This window comes from Synechococcus sp. A15-60 (assembly GCF_014280095.1).
Lineage (GTDB): Bacteria > Cyanobacteriota > Cyanobacteriia > PCC-6307 > Cyanobiaceae > Synechococcus_C.
Window position 1 is genome coordinate 2,526,527 of the sequence record NZ_CP047933.1, and the last position, 16,876, is coordinate 2,543,402.

At 59.0% G+C, this 16,876-nt stretch carries 13 protein-coding genes; 8 read left to right on the top strand and 5 right to left on the bottom strand.

Translation table 11 applies throughout. From position 1 onward, the window contains the following. The first annotated feature begins 24 nt into the window (after nucleotides 1-24). Genes SynA1560_RS13590 through SynA1560_RS13605 form a run of 4 tightly spaced genes read left to right on the top strand, consistent with a single transcriptional unit; the run spans nucleotide 25 to nucleotide 2,827 of the window. Nucleotides 25-273 carry a DUF3134 domain-containing protein gene (locus tag SynA1560_RS13590; RefSeq protein WP_255476995.1) on the top strand — a complete coding sequence of 83 codons (249 nt, stop codon included), beginning with the start codon at nucleotides 25-27 and terminating at the stop codon, nucleotides 271-273. Nucleotides 274-276: 3 nt separating this feature from the next. Continuing rightward, nucleotides 277-1,401 (top strand): phospho-N-acetylmuramoyl-pentapeptide-transferase, encoded by a 1,125-nt coding sequence (gene mraY / locus SynA1560_RS13595; RefSeq protein ID WP_186500803.1) that lies wholly within the window; start codon nucleotides 277-279, stop codon nucleotides 1,399-1,401. Nucleotides 1,402-1,412: 11 nt separating this feature from the next. Then, a complete protein-coding gene (locus SynA1560_RS13600) occupies nucleotides 1,413-1,661 on the top strand; it encodes a hypothetical protein (protein WP_186469739.1) in 249 nt (82 codons plus the stop codon). Nucleotides 1,662-1,672: 11 nt separating this feature from the next. Beyond that, nucleotides 1,673-2,827 carry a calcium:proton antiporter gene (locus SynA1560_RS13605; RefSeq protein ID WP_186500804.1) on the top strand — a complete coding sequence of 385 codons (1,155 nt, stop codon included), beginning with the start codon at nucleotides 1,673-1,675 and terminating at the stop codon, nucleotides 2,825-2,827. 1 nt (nucleotide 2,828) lies between these two features. Here the strand turns inward: SynA1560_RS13605 and SynA1560_RS13610 are convergent, their stop codons facing one another. Continuing rightward, nucleotides 2,829-3,008 carry a cytochrome B6 gene (locus SynA1560_RS13610; protein ID WP_186469741.1) on the bottom strand — a complete coding sequence of 60 codons (180 nt, stop codon included), beginning with the start codon at nucleotides 3,006-3,008 and terminating at the stop codon, nucleotides 2,829-2,831. Nucleotides 3,009-3,052: 44 nt separating this feature from the next. On the opposite strand from SynA1560_RS13610, the gene purT reads away from it, so the two are divergent. Further along, nucleotides 3,053-4,222 carry a formate-dependent phosphoribosylglycinamide formyltransferase gene (gene purT, locus SynA1560_RS13615; protein ID WP_186500805.1) on the top strand — a complete coding sequence of 390 codons (1,170 nt, stop codon included), beginning with the start codon at nucleotides 3,053-3,055 and terminating at the stop codon, nucleotides 4,220-4,222. Here the strand turns inward: purT and SynA1560_RS13620 are convergent. The 4 genes from SynA1560_RS13620 to recN all read right to left on the bottom strand — a co-directional run bounded on the left by SynA1560_RS13620 (nucleotide 4,207) and on the right by recN (nucleotide 12,824). Continuing rightward, the gene (locus SynA1560_RS13620; RefSeq protein ID WP_186471242.1) at nucleotides 4,207-6,375 is read right to left on the bottom strand and encodes an HAD family hydrolase; all 2,169 of its coding nucleotides are present in this window, start codon (nucleotides 6,373-6,375) and stop codon (nucleotides 4,207-4,209) included. The genes purT and SynA1560_RS13620 overlap by 16 nt on opposite strands. A 235-nt stretch (nucleotides 6,376-6,610) precedes the next feature. Beyond that, on the bottom strand, nucleotides 6,611-8,113 hold the full coding sequence (locus tag SynA1560_RS13625; RefSeq protein WP_186500806.1) for an alpha/beta fold hydrolase: 1,503 nt from the start codon (nucleotides 8,111-8,113) through the stop codon (nucleotides 6,611-6,613). Beyond that, on the bottom strand, nucleotides 8,110-11,088 hold the full coding sequence (uvrA, locus tag SynA1560_RS13630; protein ID WP_186500807.1) for an excinuclease ABC subunit UvrA: 2,979 nt from the start codon (nucleotides 11,086-11,088) through the stop codon (nucleotides 8,110-8,112). Before uvrA ends, SynA1560_RS13625 begins: the two co-directional genes overlap by 4 nt. 47 nt (nucleotides 11,089-11,135) lie before the next feature. After that, entirely contained in the window at nucleotides 11,136-12,824 is a 1,689-nt protein-coding gene (recN, locus tag SynA1560_RS13635) for a DNA repair protein RecN (RefSeq protein WP_186501702.1), read from the bottom strand. A 77-nt stretch (nucleotides 12,825-12,901) separates the two neighbouring features. Between recN and SynA1560_RS13640 the strand changes: the two genes are divergently transcribed. The 3 genes from SynA1560_RS13640 to thrC all read left to right on the top strand — a co-directional run bounded on the left by SynA1560_RS13640 (nucleotide 12,902) and on the right by thrC (nucleotide 16,549). Beyond that, a complete protein-coding gene (locus tag SynA1560_RS13640) occupies nucleotides 12,902-14,767 on the top strand; it encodes an AarF/ABC1/UbiB kinase family protein (protein WP_186500808.1) in 1,866 nt (621 codons plus the stop codon). 23 nt (nucleotides 14,768-14,790) lie between these two features. Further along, nucleotides 14,791-15,375: an alpha/beta hydrolase gene (locus tag SynA1560_RS13645; RefSeq protein ID WP_186500809.1), complete on the top strand. Its 585-nt coding sequence runs from the start codon at nucleotides 14,791-14,793 to the stop codon at nucleotides 15,373-15,375. Nucleotides 15,376-15,490: 115 nt separating this feature from the next. Continuing rightward, entirely contained in the window at nucleotides 15,491-16,549 is a 1,059-nt protein-coding gene (gene thrC / locus SynA1560_RS13650) for a threonine synthase (RefSeq protein WP_186501703.1), read from the top strand. The last annotated feature ends 327 nt before the right edge of the window (nucleotides 16,550-16,876 follow it).

Genomic DNA, 16,876 nt, shown 5'->3' on the forward strand with positions numbered 1-16,876 from the left:
ATCTTGTCCTCAGCCCTTACGGACTTGAGCGCCCTCGACGGCGTCAATCCCGCCTTGACCCGTTACGGACGCAAGGATCCTGCGCCGGTTCTGCCATTGCGCGAAGAGCCTGATCTGCTGAGCTGGCTCGAAACCAGCGGACGTTTGGTGGAAGATGAAGAATCCAGTTCACCCGAAGTGAGCACGGTGGAAGAGGAAGAGCTCTCCGCGCTGATGGGCGAGAAAGAGGACTACAAGGCCGACGAAGAGACCGAAGAAAACTGGGAAGACTGATCTATGGTCCCAGCGATTTGCCGCTGGGACTTGAACGATTCTGCGGAGCGATTGATCCGTCTTGATGGCCGCCTCACCGCTGCTGCCCTGATCGCAGCAGTGGGGGCCGCGGCTTTTTTATGTGACGCCAGTGTTCCCAATAGCCTGTTGAGCTTGCCCTGGCTGGTGGCAATGCTGATCTCCTCGATCATCACGTGGTGGGGCGTACCGCAATTACGGGCGCTGAAAATGGGTCAGGTGATCCGGACGGAAGGTCCTGAAGGTCACAAGAGCAAATCGGGTACACCCACCATGGGCGGGCTACTGGTGGTGCCCGTTGGTGTCATCACGGGGTGTCTGATCAGCAGCGAGGGCCGCAGCGCTAACCAGTTACTGGCGATCGGTCTGGTCACCCTGGCCTACATGGTGATTGGCGGTGTTGATGACTGGAGCAGCCTCACCAAGAACACCAACACCGGCCTCTCTCCCAAGGGAAAACTGCTGCTTCAAGCAACGGCAGCACTGCTTTTTCTTGGCTGGTCAGCGCAGCAGGGATGGATTCAAGGCACAGTGAGCCTTCCCTACGGCATCGCAATCCCCTTTGGCTGGCTGATCTGGCCACTGGGTCTGTTCGTGTTTCTGGCAGAAAGCAATGCCACGAACCTCACCGATGGGCTGGATGGTCTAGCCAGCGGATGTGGTGCCTTGGTCTTCACCGGTCTTGGGTTGCAGCTGATGCTGCGCGGCAATCAGGGTGATCCCGCCATCGCCGGGTTTTGCTTAGCCATGGCGGGATGCTGGCTGGGCTTTCTCATCCACAACCGCAACCCCGCCAGAGTGTTCATGGGCGACACCGGCTCCCTGGCGATGGGGGCATCGCTCACGGCGGTGGCCCTATTAACGAACAGCCTCTGGCCACTACTCCTGATGGGAGGCGTGTTCTTGGCGGAATCCCTGTCGGTGATCATCCAGGTGTGGGTGTTCAAAGCCACGAAAGGCACTGATGGGGTGGGGAGACGCGTGTTCCGAATGGCTCCTCTCCATCACCACTACGAACTGGGTGGAACATCCGAACAAGTGGTGGTGCCGATGTTTTGGCTGGTGACCGCTGGACTGGTCATGCTGGGCTTGGCGCTACGCCCCAACTGATCCGAACTCCCATGAGCTACTTCACCTGGAAGGAAGCTGGTCTGACCGCCGACTGCACCAGCCTGGAGGCAATGGCTGCTCGCTTTGAGGAAGCAGCCAGCCTGATGCGTCGCATGGCCGAGCGAGGTTTCGTGTTGCAGCAGAACAACGGAGATCAGCGCATCACCCATGACGACGCCGAGGTGTTCCAGTCCTGGGGGTTTGTGAACGAAGAGCCTGCTGAACGGCAGCTGACCCTGATCCACAACCTGGATCACTGAGGAATACTGCGATGGATCGCACGCTCCGCGACTGCCTCAACCTTCTGAAAAGTGACTACGTCAGCGGCTGGTCGTTGCTGCTGCTGCCGGCATTGCTGAGCTTGGCCGTCGTTCCGTCGAGCACGACCACGACCATGGCACTGCTGCTGCGCTTCCTGGGGCTTGGCGTCGCGCTGATTCCCCTGGCCAGGGTGATTTCACGGCTGGTGGATCACCTCAGTGATCACCTCGGTGATCGCTACAGCGGTGTCGTGAGCGTGGGACTCGGCAACCTTGTGGAGCTGGTGGTGAGCATCATGGCGCTCAGGAGTGGCCTTTACAAGCTGGTGGTGATCTCCGTCGCTGGCGCCGTGATCACCAACTGTCTGCTGATGCTGGGGATCAGCACCGTGCTGGCAGGACAGCGGGAACAGCTCGTAACGATCCAGGCCAGCAGCACAGAGCTTCAAGCCCGGCAGCTGATGCTCAGCCTGCTGTTGCTGGCGATCCCCACAATTATCAGCCTCGGAACAGGAACCACACTCCTGGAAGGCAACGACCAGCGAGACAGCTTCGCTCTCTATTCGCTGGCTGTAGCCGTCATGATCCTGATCTACTACGTGCTGTCCTTCGTGCTGCAGCTGGGAACCCACCGTTCCTTCTTCAGCGGCAATCCGATCAAGCCCGCAGATCCGAGCACGAGCCGGCCATCCACGGAAACGGAACACGAGCACGAGATCGCAGCCATCCTGATCGCCATGGGCGTGGTGAGCCTCGCCGTTGTGGCGATTTCAGAGCCCCTTGTGCAGACCCTGGAAGTGCTGGTGGCACACACACATCTCAGCGAACTGTTCATCGGTCTGATCCTGCTGCCGCTGTTCGGATCCACCGCCGAAGGTGTGATCGCCGTCGGTGCCGCCCGCCGCGGTCGCATGGACCTGGCCATCACCAGCACGATGGAATCGAGCGGTCAGCTGATGTTGTTCGTGCTGCCTGTGCTGGTGCTGATCGGCTGGCCTCTGGGACGTTTTCTGCACCTGAGCGTGCCACTCAACGCATTGGGCTGCACAGGGATCGCCGTGTTGGCAGTGCACTGGATCACCGAAAACAACCAGCTGGACTGGTACGAGGGCATGCAGCTGATCACGCTGTATGGCGTAATCCTGCTTGGCTGCCTGCTGCTTTGACTCAGCCTTTCGTGCGCAACGCACCGACAAGCCACACCAGCACGAATGCCAGCGAAGAGACACCGAGGTAGATCAACACCCACTTCTGAATCGTGGCGATCTCCCAGCCAAACAACAGACCATCAGCCGCATCCCCCGCCGTTGTGAAGGCAAAGGTGATGAGGCTCTGGAGAGCGGCCATCAGGCGAAACGCGAAGATCAGACCATGCTGCCGCGAAACAAGCGATGACGACCTTTCCCGCCACGGTGATGCTGCTGGGCAGTGGTGAACTCGGCAAGGAAGTTGCAATTGCCGCCCAACGCCTGGGCTGCAGGGTGATCGCCTGTGATCGCTACGACAACGCCCCAGCGATGCAGGTGGCGGACGTGGCGGAAGTGCTGCCGATGACAGAACCGGAGGCTCTCCTGGAGGTGGTGCGCCGCCACCGTCCAACGGTGGTGATTCCCGAGATCGAAGCACTAGCAGTGAATGCACTGACAGAGCTCGAAGACGACGGCATCACCGTGATCCCAACAGCCCGGGCCACAGCCGTGACAATGAACAGGGATCGCATTCGCAATCTTGCCGCCGAAGAACTCGGCCTGCGCACAGCGCGATTTGCCTACGCCGCTAGCGCGGAAGAGCTCCATCAAGCGGCAGAACCTCTGGGCTGGCCGGTGGTGGTGAAGCCTGTCATGAGCTCCTCCGGAAAAGGCCAGAGTGTGGTGGAGCGGGCTGAGGACCTCGACCAAGCGTGGGAAGCAGCCATGGCAAATGCCCGTGGCACGTCGGCCCAAGTGATCGTTGAAGAATTTCTGCGCTTCGACCTGGAAATCACCCTGCTGACCATCCGACAGCGGGATGGATCCACCTTGTTCTGCCCGCCCATCGGTCATGAGCAGACCAACGGGGATTATCAGTGCAGCTGGCAACCCGCTGCCCTGAGTGCAGAGCAGTTGGAACAAGCCCAGGCCATGGCCCGCACTGTCACGGACAACCTTGGTGGTGCCGGACTGTTCGGCGTCGAATTCTTCCTCTGCGGAGATGAGGTGATTTTTTCGGAGCTCTCACCCCGTCCTCATGACACCGGACTGGTCACCTTGATCAGCCAGAACCTCAGTGAATTCGAGTTGCATCTAAGGGCCGTTCTGGGTCTGCCAATCCCCGCAATCCACTGCACGGAGTCGGCAGCGAGCCGTGTGATCCTCGCTGACCAGCATGGCAAACGCGTCAGCTTTAGGGGTCTGGAAGAGGCGTTGAGCCAACCCGACACCAATGTTCTGCTGTTCGGCAAAGCCCAGCCAAGACCTGGACGACGCATGGGCGTCGCCCTCGCCCGCGGGAAGGATCGAATCGAAGCTCAGGCCAAAGCGGACGGCAGTGCTGCAGCGGTCACGCTTCAGATCGAAGACTGATCGAGGCGCGACCGGGCGCTGAGGAATCGGTAGTGCTGGAGTCCTTCCAGCACGCCGGGCAATCGTGAGCGATTGGCGAAATAGACCCGCTTCTGCTGCCGGCAGCCATCCAGGCACGGGTCATGGTCAGCCGGAACGACGGCTGCCGGGAGACCCTGCACCAGTTCCACATCCCCCTGCTGACTGGCCACCACCAAGATCTGCTCGAGCGGCAGCTTCCAGCGCAGTGACAGAAAACGGATCGCCTCGCTGCGAGATGCACGCAGCGGCAACACATCCAGAAACCAATGACAGCGCAGGTGCGGACGGGCAGGCTGACCGTGCTGCCGCAGACGCTGGCGAATCAGGGGAAGCACAGATGGGCCGGACTGACGCAGGAGATAACTGACCTTGAATTGCCCCTGATGCTCGGGTTTCTGAAGGTCCATGTGATCGTCCAGGTCAGCGAGGGTCCGCTCAACCGCCATCCGCGACCAATCGACGCCGATCTGGGCTTGCCAGAAACGATCCGCCACCTGGTCCTGACCGTAATGAATCTGTGTTCCCGCCTGGGTGATCCAGACCTGAGGATCAGGGAGGTGCAGTTCAGCGAAGCGTTGGCGGGCGACGGACAAGGAACGACCGGTGATGATTCCCAGGCCGGTGCGAACCGCCTGAGCAGCGGGAGCGATCAACTGTTTCCGCAAAATTTGCAGATCCTCTGCCGCCGGGTGTTCCAGGCTGCTGTCGAGATCCAGCAGCAGCAAGCGGGATCCAAGAGGACTGAGCGATGAATCCTGCTGAATCAATTGAGATGTGGCTGGCACGGCGTTGGAACGTTTGAGCCGCTCCTGCATGAGGGCCATGTAACTGCAGACATGGGCATCCCAGCTGTAGTGACGACTCACCGCCTCAACACCGTTATCGCTCCAGCGTCTCCAGCGATGGCGATCCGCTCCCGCTCGCTCGAGACCGTCCTGAACCGATTCGAGATCAGTCACATCCACCAGCAGGCCGTTGTCACAGCGGCGCAGGATTTCGCGTGGACCACCGTCATCGGTCGCCACCATCGGCAAACCGGAGGCGGCCGCCTCCAGGAGCGTGAGACCAAAGGGTTCGGTCAGCGCAGGATTGACGAACAGACCCTGGCGAGCCGCAGCCCAGCGGTAGATCAACGGCACCTGATCACGACGGTGCTGTTTGGGATACGCCACCAATCCATAGAGGTCGTATCGATCAACCAGTTCGAAGATCTGCTGAAACACCTCCCGTTGCTGACGATCCATCTGACGGGAGTCCTCTCGCGTGCCCAGCACCAACACCAGGTTGTGCCGCTGACGCAGCACAGCGGAGCGACCGAAGGCCTCGACCAGCGCGGGAATGTTCTTGCGGCGATCGGCTCTGCAGATTGCCAGCAGAGGAGGTCGATCGGGATCACGCAAAAAGGAGCTCAGCAACTCCGAGACCTGGACAGACTCATCAACACTGCCCAAAGGGTGGAAACGTCTTGAATCCACACCCGGAGGAACCACCTGGGCACACTCCGACTTGAAACGTCCATAGCGGCAATACTGTTCATCGCGTTCCTGTCGCGTGCTGGTGATCACAAGATCGGCATGGGCCAAGGCCAGTTCCTCAGCATCGATCCGCCTGCTGATCGAGTACGACTGTTCGATCTGCTCATGATCGCCACCGGCCGCCAGCAATCGGCGCAGTTTCTCTCGACCGAGGGAATGCCCAGTGAACACAAGAGGAATTCCAAGCCGTCGACTGACTAATGCGCCCACATACCCTGCATCGGCGTAGTGGGCGTGGATCCAGTCAGGACGATTGTCCGAAACCTGAAGGTGACGAACCAGCTGATCAGCCAACTCATCGAGATAAGGCCAAAGCTGTTCCTTGCGCAGATAGCGCCGAGGCCCAAAGCTGAATCGACGGATCGATGCCCCAGGTGCGATCGATTCATGCGGTTGGGCGTAATCCAGGGACATCCGACGGTCCTGAATCAAACGCGTCACCACCTCGACATGATCCACCTCAGCGCGGTTGGCGAGGCTGCGCACAAGCTCAAGCACGTAAAGGGTCTGACCACCGGTATCCGCGTCGCGGCCAAGTTCCAGATCATGGGATCGAAACAAGCCATGGAGATGCAGATGCAGCAGCTTCAGTCCCAAAATGTCTCCAACACGAGCAGGAACAAGTCCTGGTGTCCGGTTCAAGGGTGAGGGGATCTAGAGATTGGAAACGTAAAAAAAATCTGAGAAGTTTCGTTGAAGCGTTGTTGAACCAGGCCAAACAACTTGCAAGAACTGAACTCTGAGGGAGTAAAACACTGGAAAAATCAGCTGATTGAATGTTGAGAATTAGACACAAAATGCTTGATTGATCCAAGAATTGTCGTAACGAATCTCATAACTTTGGAGTGATATCAAGAAGAGGTACCCGTTCATTCCCCCAGCCACCCCTGCTGAAACGGAATGAATCAGTCACCTCCAACTGTTCGTTGATCCAGGCCAAGATGAGTGGGGCGAGAACCGGCGGCTCTTCGGCATCAATCGGAGCCCAGAGATTGAAGTGATCGCCACCGGAGGCCAACACGATCCGATGACCGTTCGCCATTGGCTGACCATTGCGCAGAGGAACAACCGCCTCCGGATCCGAAGGCACCACCCAGTCGCGGGTGCCACTCACCAGCAGCACCTTGGCGTGCATTGCAGGACCACTCGACTCATCAAAGAGCAATCGCAGAGGCGGGCTCACGACCACAGCGGTCCGAACCCTGGGATCGGCCAAGGATCCCTGGTCAGCTCCATCCAGCCAGCTGCACTGCAACAACCAGCTGAGGTTGCGATCGGGATCATTGGGATCCAGGCAACGGACAGCGAGCTTTCTGCTGGTGGTTTGCAACCCACTTAACTGAAGAGCGCTTGTGGCACCCCAGGAGTGGCCAACGACCGCGACAGCATCGGTATCAAGTCTGAACTCCGACAACAGTTGACCGGCAGCGACGGCATCGATCAGCGCGGTGACATCCATCGGACGCAGTCGCAGCTCTTCTGACGATGGTGGGGGTTGTTCACCCTGAAGAAGCGCTCGCTGCTGCTCCGCATCGCTGCCGGGATGGCGGGGTAACAACACGGCGAAGCCATGGGCTGCCAAAAGATGCGCCCAGCCCTCAAAACTGGCCGGTTCATCCCAGAGACCATGGGATATCACCACCAGACGACCATTGGAGGATCGCTTAGGAGCGATCACCGTCACCTCCAGAGGCCGGACGCGATGGGCCACAGCAACGGATCGATGATCGCGGCTCCAACCGGAATCAAGACCCGCCATCACCTCGGCAGAAACCGGTGTGGCGGCCGTGGTCTGCTGCACCAGTGCCCTGGCATCATCCTGATTGCGCCGCAGACGATTGGCGTAGAAGGCCAGCACCTCGAGATTCAACGTGATCTCCTCACCAGGCACATGGCGAAGCAAGCCCAGAAGATGAGGCTCATCGTCGCGGTAGGCCGCGGCCAGAGCATCCGCGAGCATGCGACCACTGGTATCAACGGGAATACCGGTGACTTGCACCAGTTCAGACGCAGCGATCAAAGCCTGCTCGAACAAGGGATGACCAAGCGACTGATTGACGATGTCCCCTGTGGTTTGAGGAAGAGGTGCGGTGAGCAAAGCCTCCATCAGTCGCTGAACTGCACCACTGCCCGCACGATCAAGTTCCTGCAGATCCGGATTGGAATCAATCAACTCCTGGGCCGTATATGCCCTGGTGAGGTCGAGACTGAATTGTTCCTCAAACAGCGGCAGCGTAAACGTGAGCCGATCAGCCGCAGCGGACGGTTGAGCCAGCAACAACGACCCCAAAGCAGCGGTGAGTGCAGGGATCCGAAAGCGCTGGACAAGCCTCATGCCGCGAGGGGGAGGTTCTCCGGTGGATGCTGCTTCAACACTTTGGCGAGGTAACGCCCTGTGTGGCTGGTTGGGTGTTGAGCAACCTCCTCTGGCGTTCCACAGGCCACGATCTGACCACCGCGATCACCTCCCTCCGGTCCCAGATCAATCAACCAATCAGAGCAGCGAATCACATCAAGATTGTGCTCAATGCAGATGATCGAATTGCCCTTGTCCACCAACCTCTGCATCACATCCATCAATTTGTGCACGTCATAGAAACTGAGACCGGTGGTGGGTTCGTCGATCAGATAGAGCGTCTTGCCGGTGGCTCGCCTCGACAACTCCGTGGCCAACTTCACCCGCTGAGCTTCGCCTCCGGACAGGGTTGGTGCCGGCTGACCGAGCTTCACGTATCCGAGGCCAACATCCACGAGGGTGCGCAAGCGATCAGCCGCCTGGGGAATCGCCGAGAACACATCGGCCGCCTGTTCCACGGTCATCTGCAGAACATCAGCAATCGTGTAGCCCTTGTAGGTGACTTGAAGGGTCTCGCGGTTGAACCTTGCTCCCTTGCAGACATCACACTGCACGTAGACGTCTGGCAGGAAATTCATCTCGATCACGTTCACACCCTGCCCCTTGCAGGCCTCACAGCGACCGCCTTTGACGTTGAAGCTGAACTGACCCACCTGATAGCCACGGGCCTTGGCTTCAACAGTGGCAGCAAAGACCTGACGGATCGGATCGAACGCGCCGGTGTAGGTCGCAGGGTTGGAGCGAGGCGTCCGGCCGATCGGTGATTGGTCGATCACAATCACCTTGTCGATTGACTTCAGTCCGCGCAGCTCACCCAGACCGCTAGGGAAGGGAACTTTGTGGCCAAGACCGTGCTCGAGTGCGGGATGAAGCAGCTCATTCACCAGGGTGCTCTTGCCGCTGCCACTCACACCGGTGACGGACACCAACCGACCCAGTGGAAACTCCACACTCACATTTTTGAGATTGTTGCGGGAGCACTCCTGAAGCTTGAGGCTGCGCGTCCCTGCCAAACGACGCTCAGGAGGGGTGGGGATGCTGCGCTCACCACTGAGGTAGGCCCCTGTGAGGGACTCCTCCGCATTCAGAAGATCCTGCAACGATCCCTCGGCCACGATGTGGCCGCCATGCACACCGGCACCCGGACCGATGTCCACCAGGTGGTCAGCGGCGCGAATCGTGTCTTCATCGTGTTCCACCACCACGAGGGTGTTACCCAGGTCTCGCAGCCGCTCGAGGGTGGCCAGCAAACGGTCGTTATCCCGCTGATGCAAGCCGATGCTCGGTTCGTCGAGCACATAGAGCACCCCGGTTAGACCGGCGCCGATCTGCGTGGCCAGGCGGATGCGTTGCGCTTCGCCGCCTGAAAGGGTCATCGCCGGCCGATCAAGACTCAGGTAATCCAATCCGACATCCAGGAGAAAACGCAGGCGCATGCGGATTTCACGCAGCACGAGATCACCGATCTGCATTTGGCGATCGGTCAGCAGCGGTTGCTCGCCCTCGAATGCGCCGACACCCATCAACTGCTCAATCCGTTCCAGGGTCTGGCCCACGCTCACAGCGGTGAGATCGGTAATCCGATAAGGCCCGATCCGAACGGCCAGAGCCTCAGGACGCAGACGTTTTCCAGCGCAGCTGGAACAAGGCACCAGTTCCAAATACTTCTCCAACTTTTGACGCTGGGACTCACCACTGGCGTCACGGAGCTGTCGCTCCAGAATCGGCAGGATGCCCTCAAATGGACGGTGATAGCCCGTCTGACCCTTGCGATAACGGCTGTCTGCCTGGATCAAGATGGGATCTCGGCTGCCGTTGAGCAGCACGTCTTGCTGCTCTTCCGTCAGCTCCTGCCAAGGGGTCTTGATCTCGAAACCGAACGCCTCACCGACGGAGTAGAGCAAGGAGAAGTAATAGGAATTGTCTTTCTCGGCCCAGGGGGCCACAGCGGCGTACACCGGCAGGGAAGGATCCGGGATCACCCGCTCACGGGTGAACTTGCGCAAGTGGCCGATGCCGTGACAAGCCTCACAGGCACCGTATGGACTGTTGAAAGAGAACAACCGTGGAGACAACTCCTCGATCACTGAGCCGTGTTCAGGACAAGCGAAGTTCTCTGAATAGAGGCGCTCTCTTTCGAGCCCTTGAGGGAGTTCCTCGTCTTTCTTGGGAACCACCTCAACGATGGCCAAACCATCGCCGCGCTTGAGCGAAGTGCGCAATGAATCTGTCAGTCGTTCCTGGATGCCCTCCCGGGCAACGAGGCGATCCACCACCACTTCAATGTTGTGATTGTGGTTCTTGTCGAGCTCGATGTTGTCAGCAAGTTCGCGCACCTCTCCGTTGATGCGAACTCTGGCGAAACCCTCAGCAGCTAAACCACTGATCAACTTGGTGTGGGTCCCTTTCTTGCCGCGCACCACCGGTGCCAGCAGCTGATAGCGAGTTCCCTCCGGCAGAGTCAGAATCTGATCGACCATCTCATCGATGGTCTGAGGGCGAATCGGCCGATCACACTTCGGGCAGTGAGGTTCGCCGGCGCGACCGAACAGCAAACGAAGGTAGTCCTGAATCTCCGTGACAGTGCCAACTGTTGATCGGGGATTGTGACTGGTGGATTTCTGATCGATGGAAATAGCCGGTGAAAGCCCTTCGATGGCATCCACATCAGGCTTGTCCACCTGTCCCAGAAACTGGCGGGCATAGGCAGAAAGACTCTCGACGTAACGGCGCTGACCCTCCGCAAAGATCGTGTCGAAAGCGAGTGAGCTCTTACCACTTCCGCTCACGCCGGTGAACACCACCAACTTATTGCGGGGGATGGTGACATCAACGTTCTTGAGGTTGTGCTGGCGGGCCCCCCGCACGCGGATCACGTCCTCATCGGATCCAGCACTCAGGCTGACCGGCTTCGCCGGCGATGAGGCCTTCGAGTTGGGAGCGGTGCGCCCCATACGGCTGGATCTCGGGAACTGAGGATTCTACGAAGATCGGAGGGTGGTCAGGCAGCCTTCTGATCCAGCAGGCTGGCCGCATAGGCCTTGGCCTCCTGAAGATCGCCACCCGCTAGTTCCGCCAATTCCTGTTGACGCGCCTGAGTGTCCTGCAGTTGGGACACCTGAGAGCGAGTCACACCATCGCTGATGGCTTTGCTGACGCGGAAATGATGATCCGCCGCGGCCGCCACCAGCGGTTGATGGGTCACGCAAAACACCTGACGGTGACGCGACAACCTGCGCAGGAGATCCGCCATGGCACCACTGACGCGTCCACTCACGCCAGTGTCGATCTCATCAAAAAGGAGTGTGCTGGATCCGTCCACATCCGCCAGACAGGTCTTCAGCGCCAGCAGAAAACGGGACATCTCCCCGCCTGAAGCGACATCAGCGAGCGGCGCCAGCGGCTGTCCGGGATTGGCGGAAAACAGAAACTGCACTGCGTCGGCCCCGCTCTCGCTCGGATCGGCGGGCTCCACAGCCACTACAAAACGAACATTGGCCAAACCCATTGGCCGGAGATGCCCCATGAGCTGCTCCTGCAACCGCGCGGCCACAGCAAGCCGCCGGACGCGAAGCGCAGCATTGCCTCGATCACGAACAGCACAGGCGGCGCGCTCTTGGTCACGCAATCGCTCCAAAAGCCCATCAGCACCTCCAGACTGTTGCCGATCACGCAGCTCGTCGCGTTGCTGGATCAAGGTCTCCAGTTCCTGTCCATGACGTCGTTCAAGACGCTTGAGTTGAGCCAACCTGTCTTGAAGGAAGGCCAGGCGTTCGGGATCACTCTCCAGGGATGCGCCATACGCCTCGAGGCCACGAATCAGATCCTGCACACCGGCCTCTAGATCAAGACATTGCTCCTTCAGGGATTGAAGCGAGGCATCCAGTGCCTGCATCTGCTGCAGTTCATGGGTGCATGCCACCAGATGATCCAACGCAGACGGTGCCTGCTCTGCCCCGTCCTGCAGACGCCCGATTAGCAGAGCGAGACCCTCCTGGAGACGCACACCGTGCACCAACCGATCCTGCTCAGCCTCCAGCTGGGCGATCTCAGCAGGGTCATCGAGTTCGGCACTCTCCAGTTCCACCAGCAAGGCATCCAGCTCCTCCCGCTGCTGATCCAACTGCAGACGATCCCTCTCCGCCTGCTCCAACGCAGACCTGCAGTGCAGCCAGTCCTGCCAGTGACGGCGCACCTCAGACAACTCCTGTTCCAGGGGAGCTCCACCAAGATGATCCAGCCAGCGTTTCTGCTGACCAGGACGAGCCAGTTGCTGGGTCTGCCCTTGCACAGTGAGATCAATCAGCAGAGGGCGGAGAGCCAGCAGCTGCTGACGATTCACCATCACCCCATTCAACCTGGAACGACTGGTCAGCCGATCCTCCTGACGTCGCCATTCACGGCTGACCACGAGCTCCTCCTCTCCCTCAGCCAGCTGCTGTTCCTCCAGCCAGCGCAGGGCGGCCCTGCCAGGACGAAACGTCGCTTCAATCACTGCTCGCTCACAGCCGGAACGCAACAACCGCACAGCCGCACTGGCCTGAACACCTCCCAGGGCCGCATCCAAGGCGTCAAGAAGAATTGATTTGCCCGCTCCCGTTTCACCGGTCAGCACAGAAAAACCTCGGTCAAACGCCAGCTCCAGGCTGTCGATCAGGGCAATGTTTTCAAGTCGCAAACCGGTGAGCACAGCAGAACCCGGTGGTGATGCCGACCGTAGCGGCGGCTCAGCTCGTTTAGAAGGGGGGAGATAAGGCATTCAGGCCTGTGGCCCCACAAGAACTCGGAGATTTCATCGAAGCCGCCGGTCTGCTCACGTATGACCCGGCCGAAATCACGCGCATCTACGCAGGACACCCCCAGCGACTGCTGCGGCGCCTCTGGCAAACCCTGGTACCGATTGGCCTGCTGCTGATCGGCATTGGCTTCGACTGGTTTTTTGGGCTGCTGAAGGATCAGCAGCGCGCCAGAAGCCGAGCGCGCGAATGCGCCGAGTTGCTGGTGGATCTTGGTCCCGCCTTCATCAAAGCTGGACAGGCTCTGTCGACCCGACCCGACATCGTTCCGCCCGTTCTGCTGGAGGAACTGGCGCAACTGCAGGATCAACTCCCTGGATTCGACAGTGATCTGGCCATGGCCTGCATCGAGGAAGACCTCGGTGGTCCCGTTGACAGCATCTATGCCGAACTGGAGCGTGAGCCGATCTCAGCGGCCTCGCTCGGACAAGTCCACAAAGGGGTTTTGAAGGATGGCCAACGCGTGGCCGTGAAAGTTCAACGCCCGGGACTGCGTGAACAGATCACTCTGGATCTGTACATCGTGCGCAATATCGCTGCCTGGCTCAACAGCAACATCGGTCTGATCCGCAGTGATCTGGTTGCCCTGATCGATGAATTGGGTCGGCGGGTGTTCGAGGAGATGGACTACCTCAACGAAGCGGGCAACGCGGAAAAATTCTGTGAGCTCCACCGACACAACCCCCGCATCGCGGTTCCCCGGATTTACCGAGAAGCCACGAGCCGAAGGGTGCTGACGATGGAATGGATCGACGGCGTCAAACTCACCAATCTCGAAGCAGTGCGCGAGCTCGGGATCGATCCCGACGACATGGTGGAAGTGGGTGTGAACTGCAGCCTGCAGCAACTTCTTGAGCATGGCTTTTTCCATGCTGATCCCCACCCTGGCAATCTCCTAGCCCTGTCCGACGGGCGACTTTGTTATCTCGATTTCGGGATGATGAGTGAGGTGACGCGAGAATCCCGCACTGGCTTGATTCAGGCCGTTGTTCACCTGGTGAACCGCAACTTCGGCAAACTCTCCAAGGATTTCGTCAGCCTCGGCTTCCTCGCTGAAGACGTAAACCTCGAACCGATTGTTCCGGCCTTCGAGACTGTGTTCAGTCAGGCACTGGAAGCGGGCGTCAGCCGGATGGACTTCAAAGCAGTGACCGACGACCTCTCCGGGGTCATGTACAAGTTCCCATTCCGAGTTCCCCCGTACTACGCCCTGATCATCCGATCGCTGGTAACGCTGGAAGGCATCGCATTAAGCGTGGATCCCGACTTCAAAATTCTCGGAGCGGCTTACCCCTATTTCGCGCGCCGCCTGATGGAAGATCCAGATCCTCAACTGAGGCAAAGCCTCAAGGAGATGCTGTTCGACGGCGACATTTTCCGCTGGACACGCCTAGAAAATCTGATGGCCAGTGCAGCCAGCCAGGACCAATTGGATCTAGAGATCCTGCTGGATCAAGTTCTTGATTTCCTGTTGTCAGCCAATGGAGGGATGTTGCGACATCAGCTTGTGGAAGCTGCAGCCGACCAGCTCGATTCGCTGGGATGGATGACCCTTCAACGCCTGGGCCGTCGCCTGCCACGGCCCCTACAACCGCCCTTGCTGATGCAGGCGAACTCGGAGTTCAATCAGAACGTTTACCTCGACCTTGAGCCGATACGGCAACTCGTGCATGTGCTGCAGCAACTTCCTGGCTTCACCCCTGATCTGCTGTTCAGCCGCTTGCCAAGACTGATGCGAGAACCTGATGCACGACGCATGGGCGTCGAGCTCGCTCAAGGATTGGCCGAACGTGGAGTTGTCCGGTTGGTTAAAGCGGCAGCAGGAGTCTCCCCCTAGATTCCGAGCGCTTCGATCTGGCCATGTCTGCACGATCACGCCTTCGGCGGCAAGCCCTTGCAACAGGTTCAGCACTCGCCATTAGTGTTCTGAGCTGCTTCCAACCTGCCCATGCCGCCAAGGATGTGGCCCTCGTCAGTGGTGCATTCATCCGTTCGCTCAGCGTGGCCGATTTGTCCTACCTGGCTGAAACTGGAGAAGCCCGAGGACTCCTTGCCAATCTTCTGAAATTGAGCCGGCAGGATCCAGCAGAAGTCGCAAACCTTCTGAATCAGGAGATCGACTTACCACTGGTGTTGACCAGCCGACTGATGTCAACACGGATCGGCGATGTGATCCTGACACGCGTTGCCAGAATCATTTACCCCCTGAAAGTGCCGGCCCCGTCAGTAAGCGTGCCGGCCATCCGCGCCGGAGTGATTAACGGCATGCAGATCGGAGAGGGAGGCCTAACCGCCATCAAATTTCTCGAGGCCTACCCTGCCGAGGTGATGGAGATCAACATTCCAGCGCTGATGGCTGTAATCGAAAAAGCTGAATCCATTGCCGGATTGGTGCAGTTCTTCTCTGACTCTCCGCTGGATGGTCTGAAGGACGGCGGCAACTAAAGGACGGCAGCTGGACCAGGGAGCAGGGCCTGCAACATAGATTCCTGAAGAAGATTGCCCGCCGCAGGTGTCACTGCTCAACAGCCTCCGTCGCCGTTTCTCCCCGGCTCCTGTCATGCAGGACTGGCCAGGGCTGATTGAGGCCTACCGATCCTGGTTGCCTGTGAGTGACTCCACGCCTGTGGTGACCTTGCGCGAAGGCGCAACTCCGTTGATCCCGGTCCCTTCCATTGCCGAGCGGATCGGCAATGGCGTGAAGGTCTACGTGAAGTACGACGGACTGAATCCCACGGGTTCTTTTAAAGATCGGGGCATGACAATGGCCATCAGCAAGGCCAAGGAGGCCGGCTGTGAAGCGGTGATCTGTGCCAGCACGGGCAATACATCCGCAGCAGCGGCCGCCTACGCCCGCCGTGCCGGCATGCGTGCCTTCGTGCTGATTCCGGATGGCTATGTCGCCCAAGGCAAGCTGGCGCAGGCACTGGTCTACGGCGCTGAAGTGCTGGCGATTCGCGGAAACTTCGACCGTGCACTGGACATCGTGCGTGAAGTCTCCGACCAATACCCGGTCACCCTTGTGAATTCGGTGAATCCCTACCGATTGCAGGGACAAAAAACAGCAGCCTTTGAGTTGATCGATGCCCTCGGTGACGCTCCGGACTGGTTGTGCATCCCGATGGGCAACGCCGGAAACATCACGGCTTACTGGATGGGTTTCCAGGAGTATCACCAAGCCGGTCGAAGCCGCACCCTGCCTCGAATGATGGGTTTTCAGGCCAGTGGGTCAGCCCCCTTGGTGAACGAAACCACCGTCGCAGATCCTGAAACCATCGCCACAGCCATTCGCATCGGCAATCCCGTCAATCGCGAGAAAGCGATCGCCGCTCGAGCCGCCAGCAATGGCGCTTTCCTAGATGTGACCGATGACGAAATCATCGAGGCCTACAAATTGCTCGGTGGGCAGGAAGGCGTGTTCTGTGAACCGGCCAGCGCCGCTTCCGTAGCCGGTCTTCTGAAGCGCAAAGATGAGGTTCCGGCCGGAGCGACGGTGGTCTGTGTACTGACTGGTAATGGACTGAAAGATCCTGACTGCGCGATCAACAACAACGATGCGGCCTTCCATACGGATCTCACCCCAGACCTGAGCACCGTGGCCAAGGTGATGGGTTTCTGATCAACACCATCTGTTGAAACAAGGATCACACGGTTTGATCAACACAGGCTGATCAAGCTGAGCTCCCTTCTTCAAGGGGGCTTTTTTTATGACAGATCACACCAGACACCCTGCCAATGCGCCGTACCAGCTCACAAACCGCCTGCGGAAGACGGCGAAAAACGTTGTCCTCAACCCGTGGAAAACCGAGGCAAACCAACCTTCGTGAGACCAAGCGACCTTTCCCCACCCTGTTAATTCTGTGAAGAACCGGGTTTTCTCCGCAATCCTGATTCGTGATTCCTCAGGACTGTGCAAGACCAACCATTGCTCCTGCAGTGGGTTTTG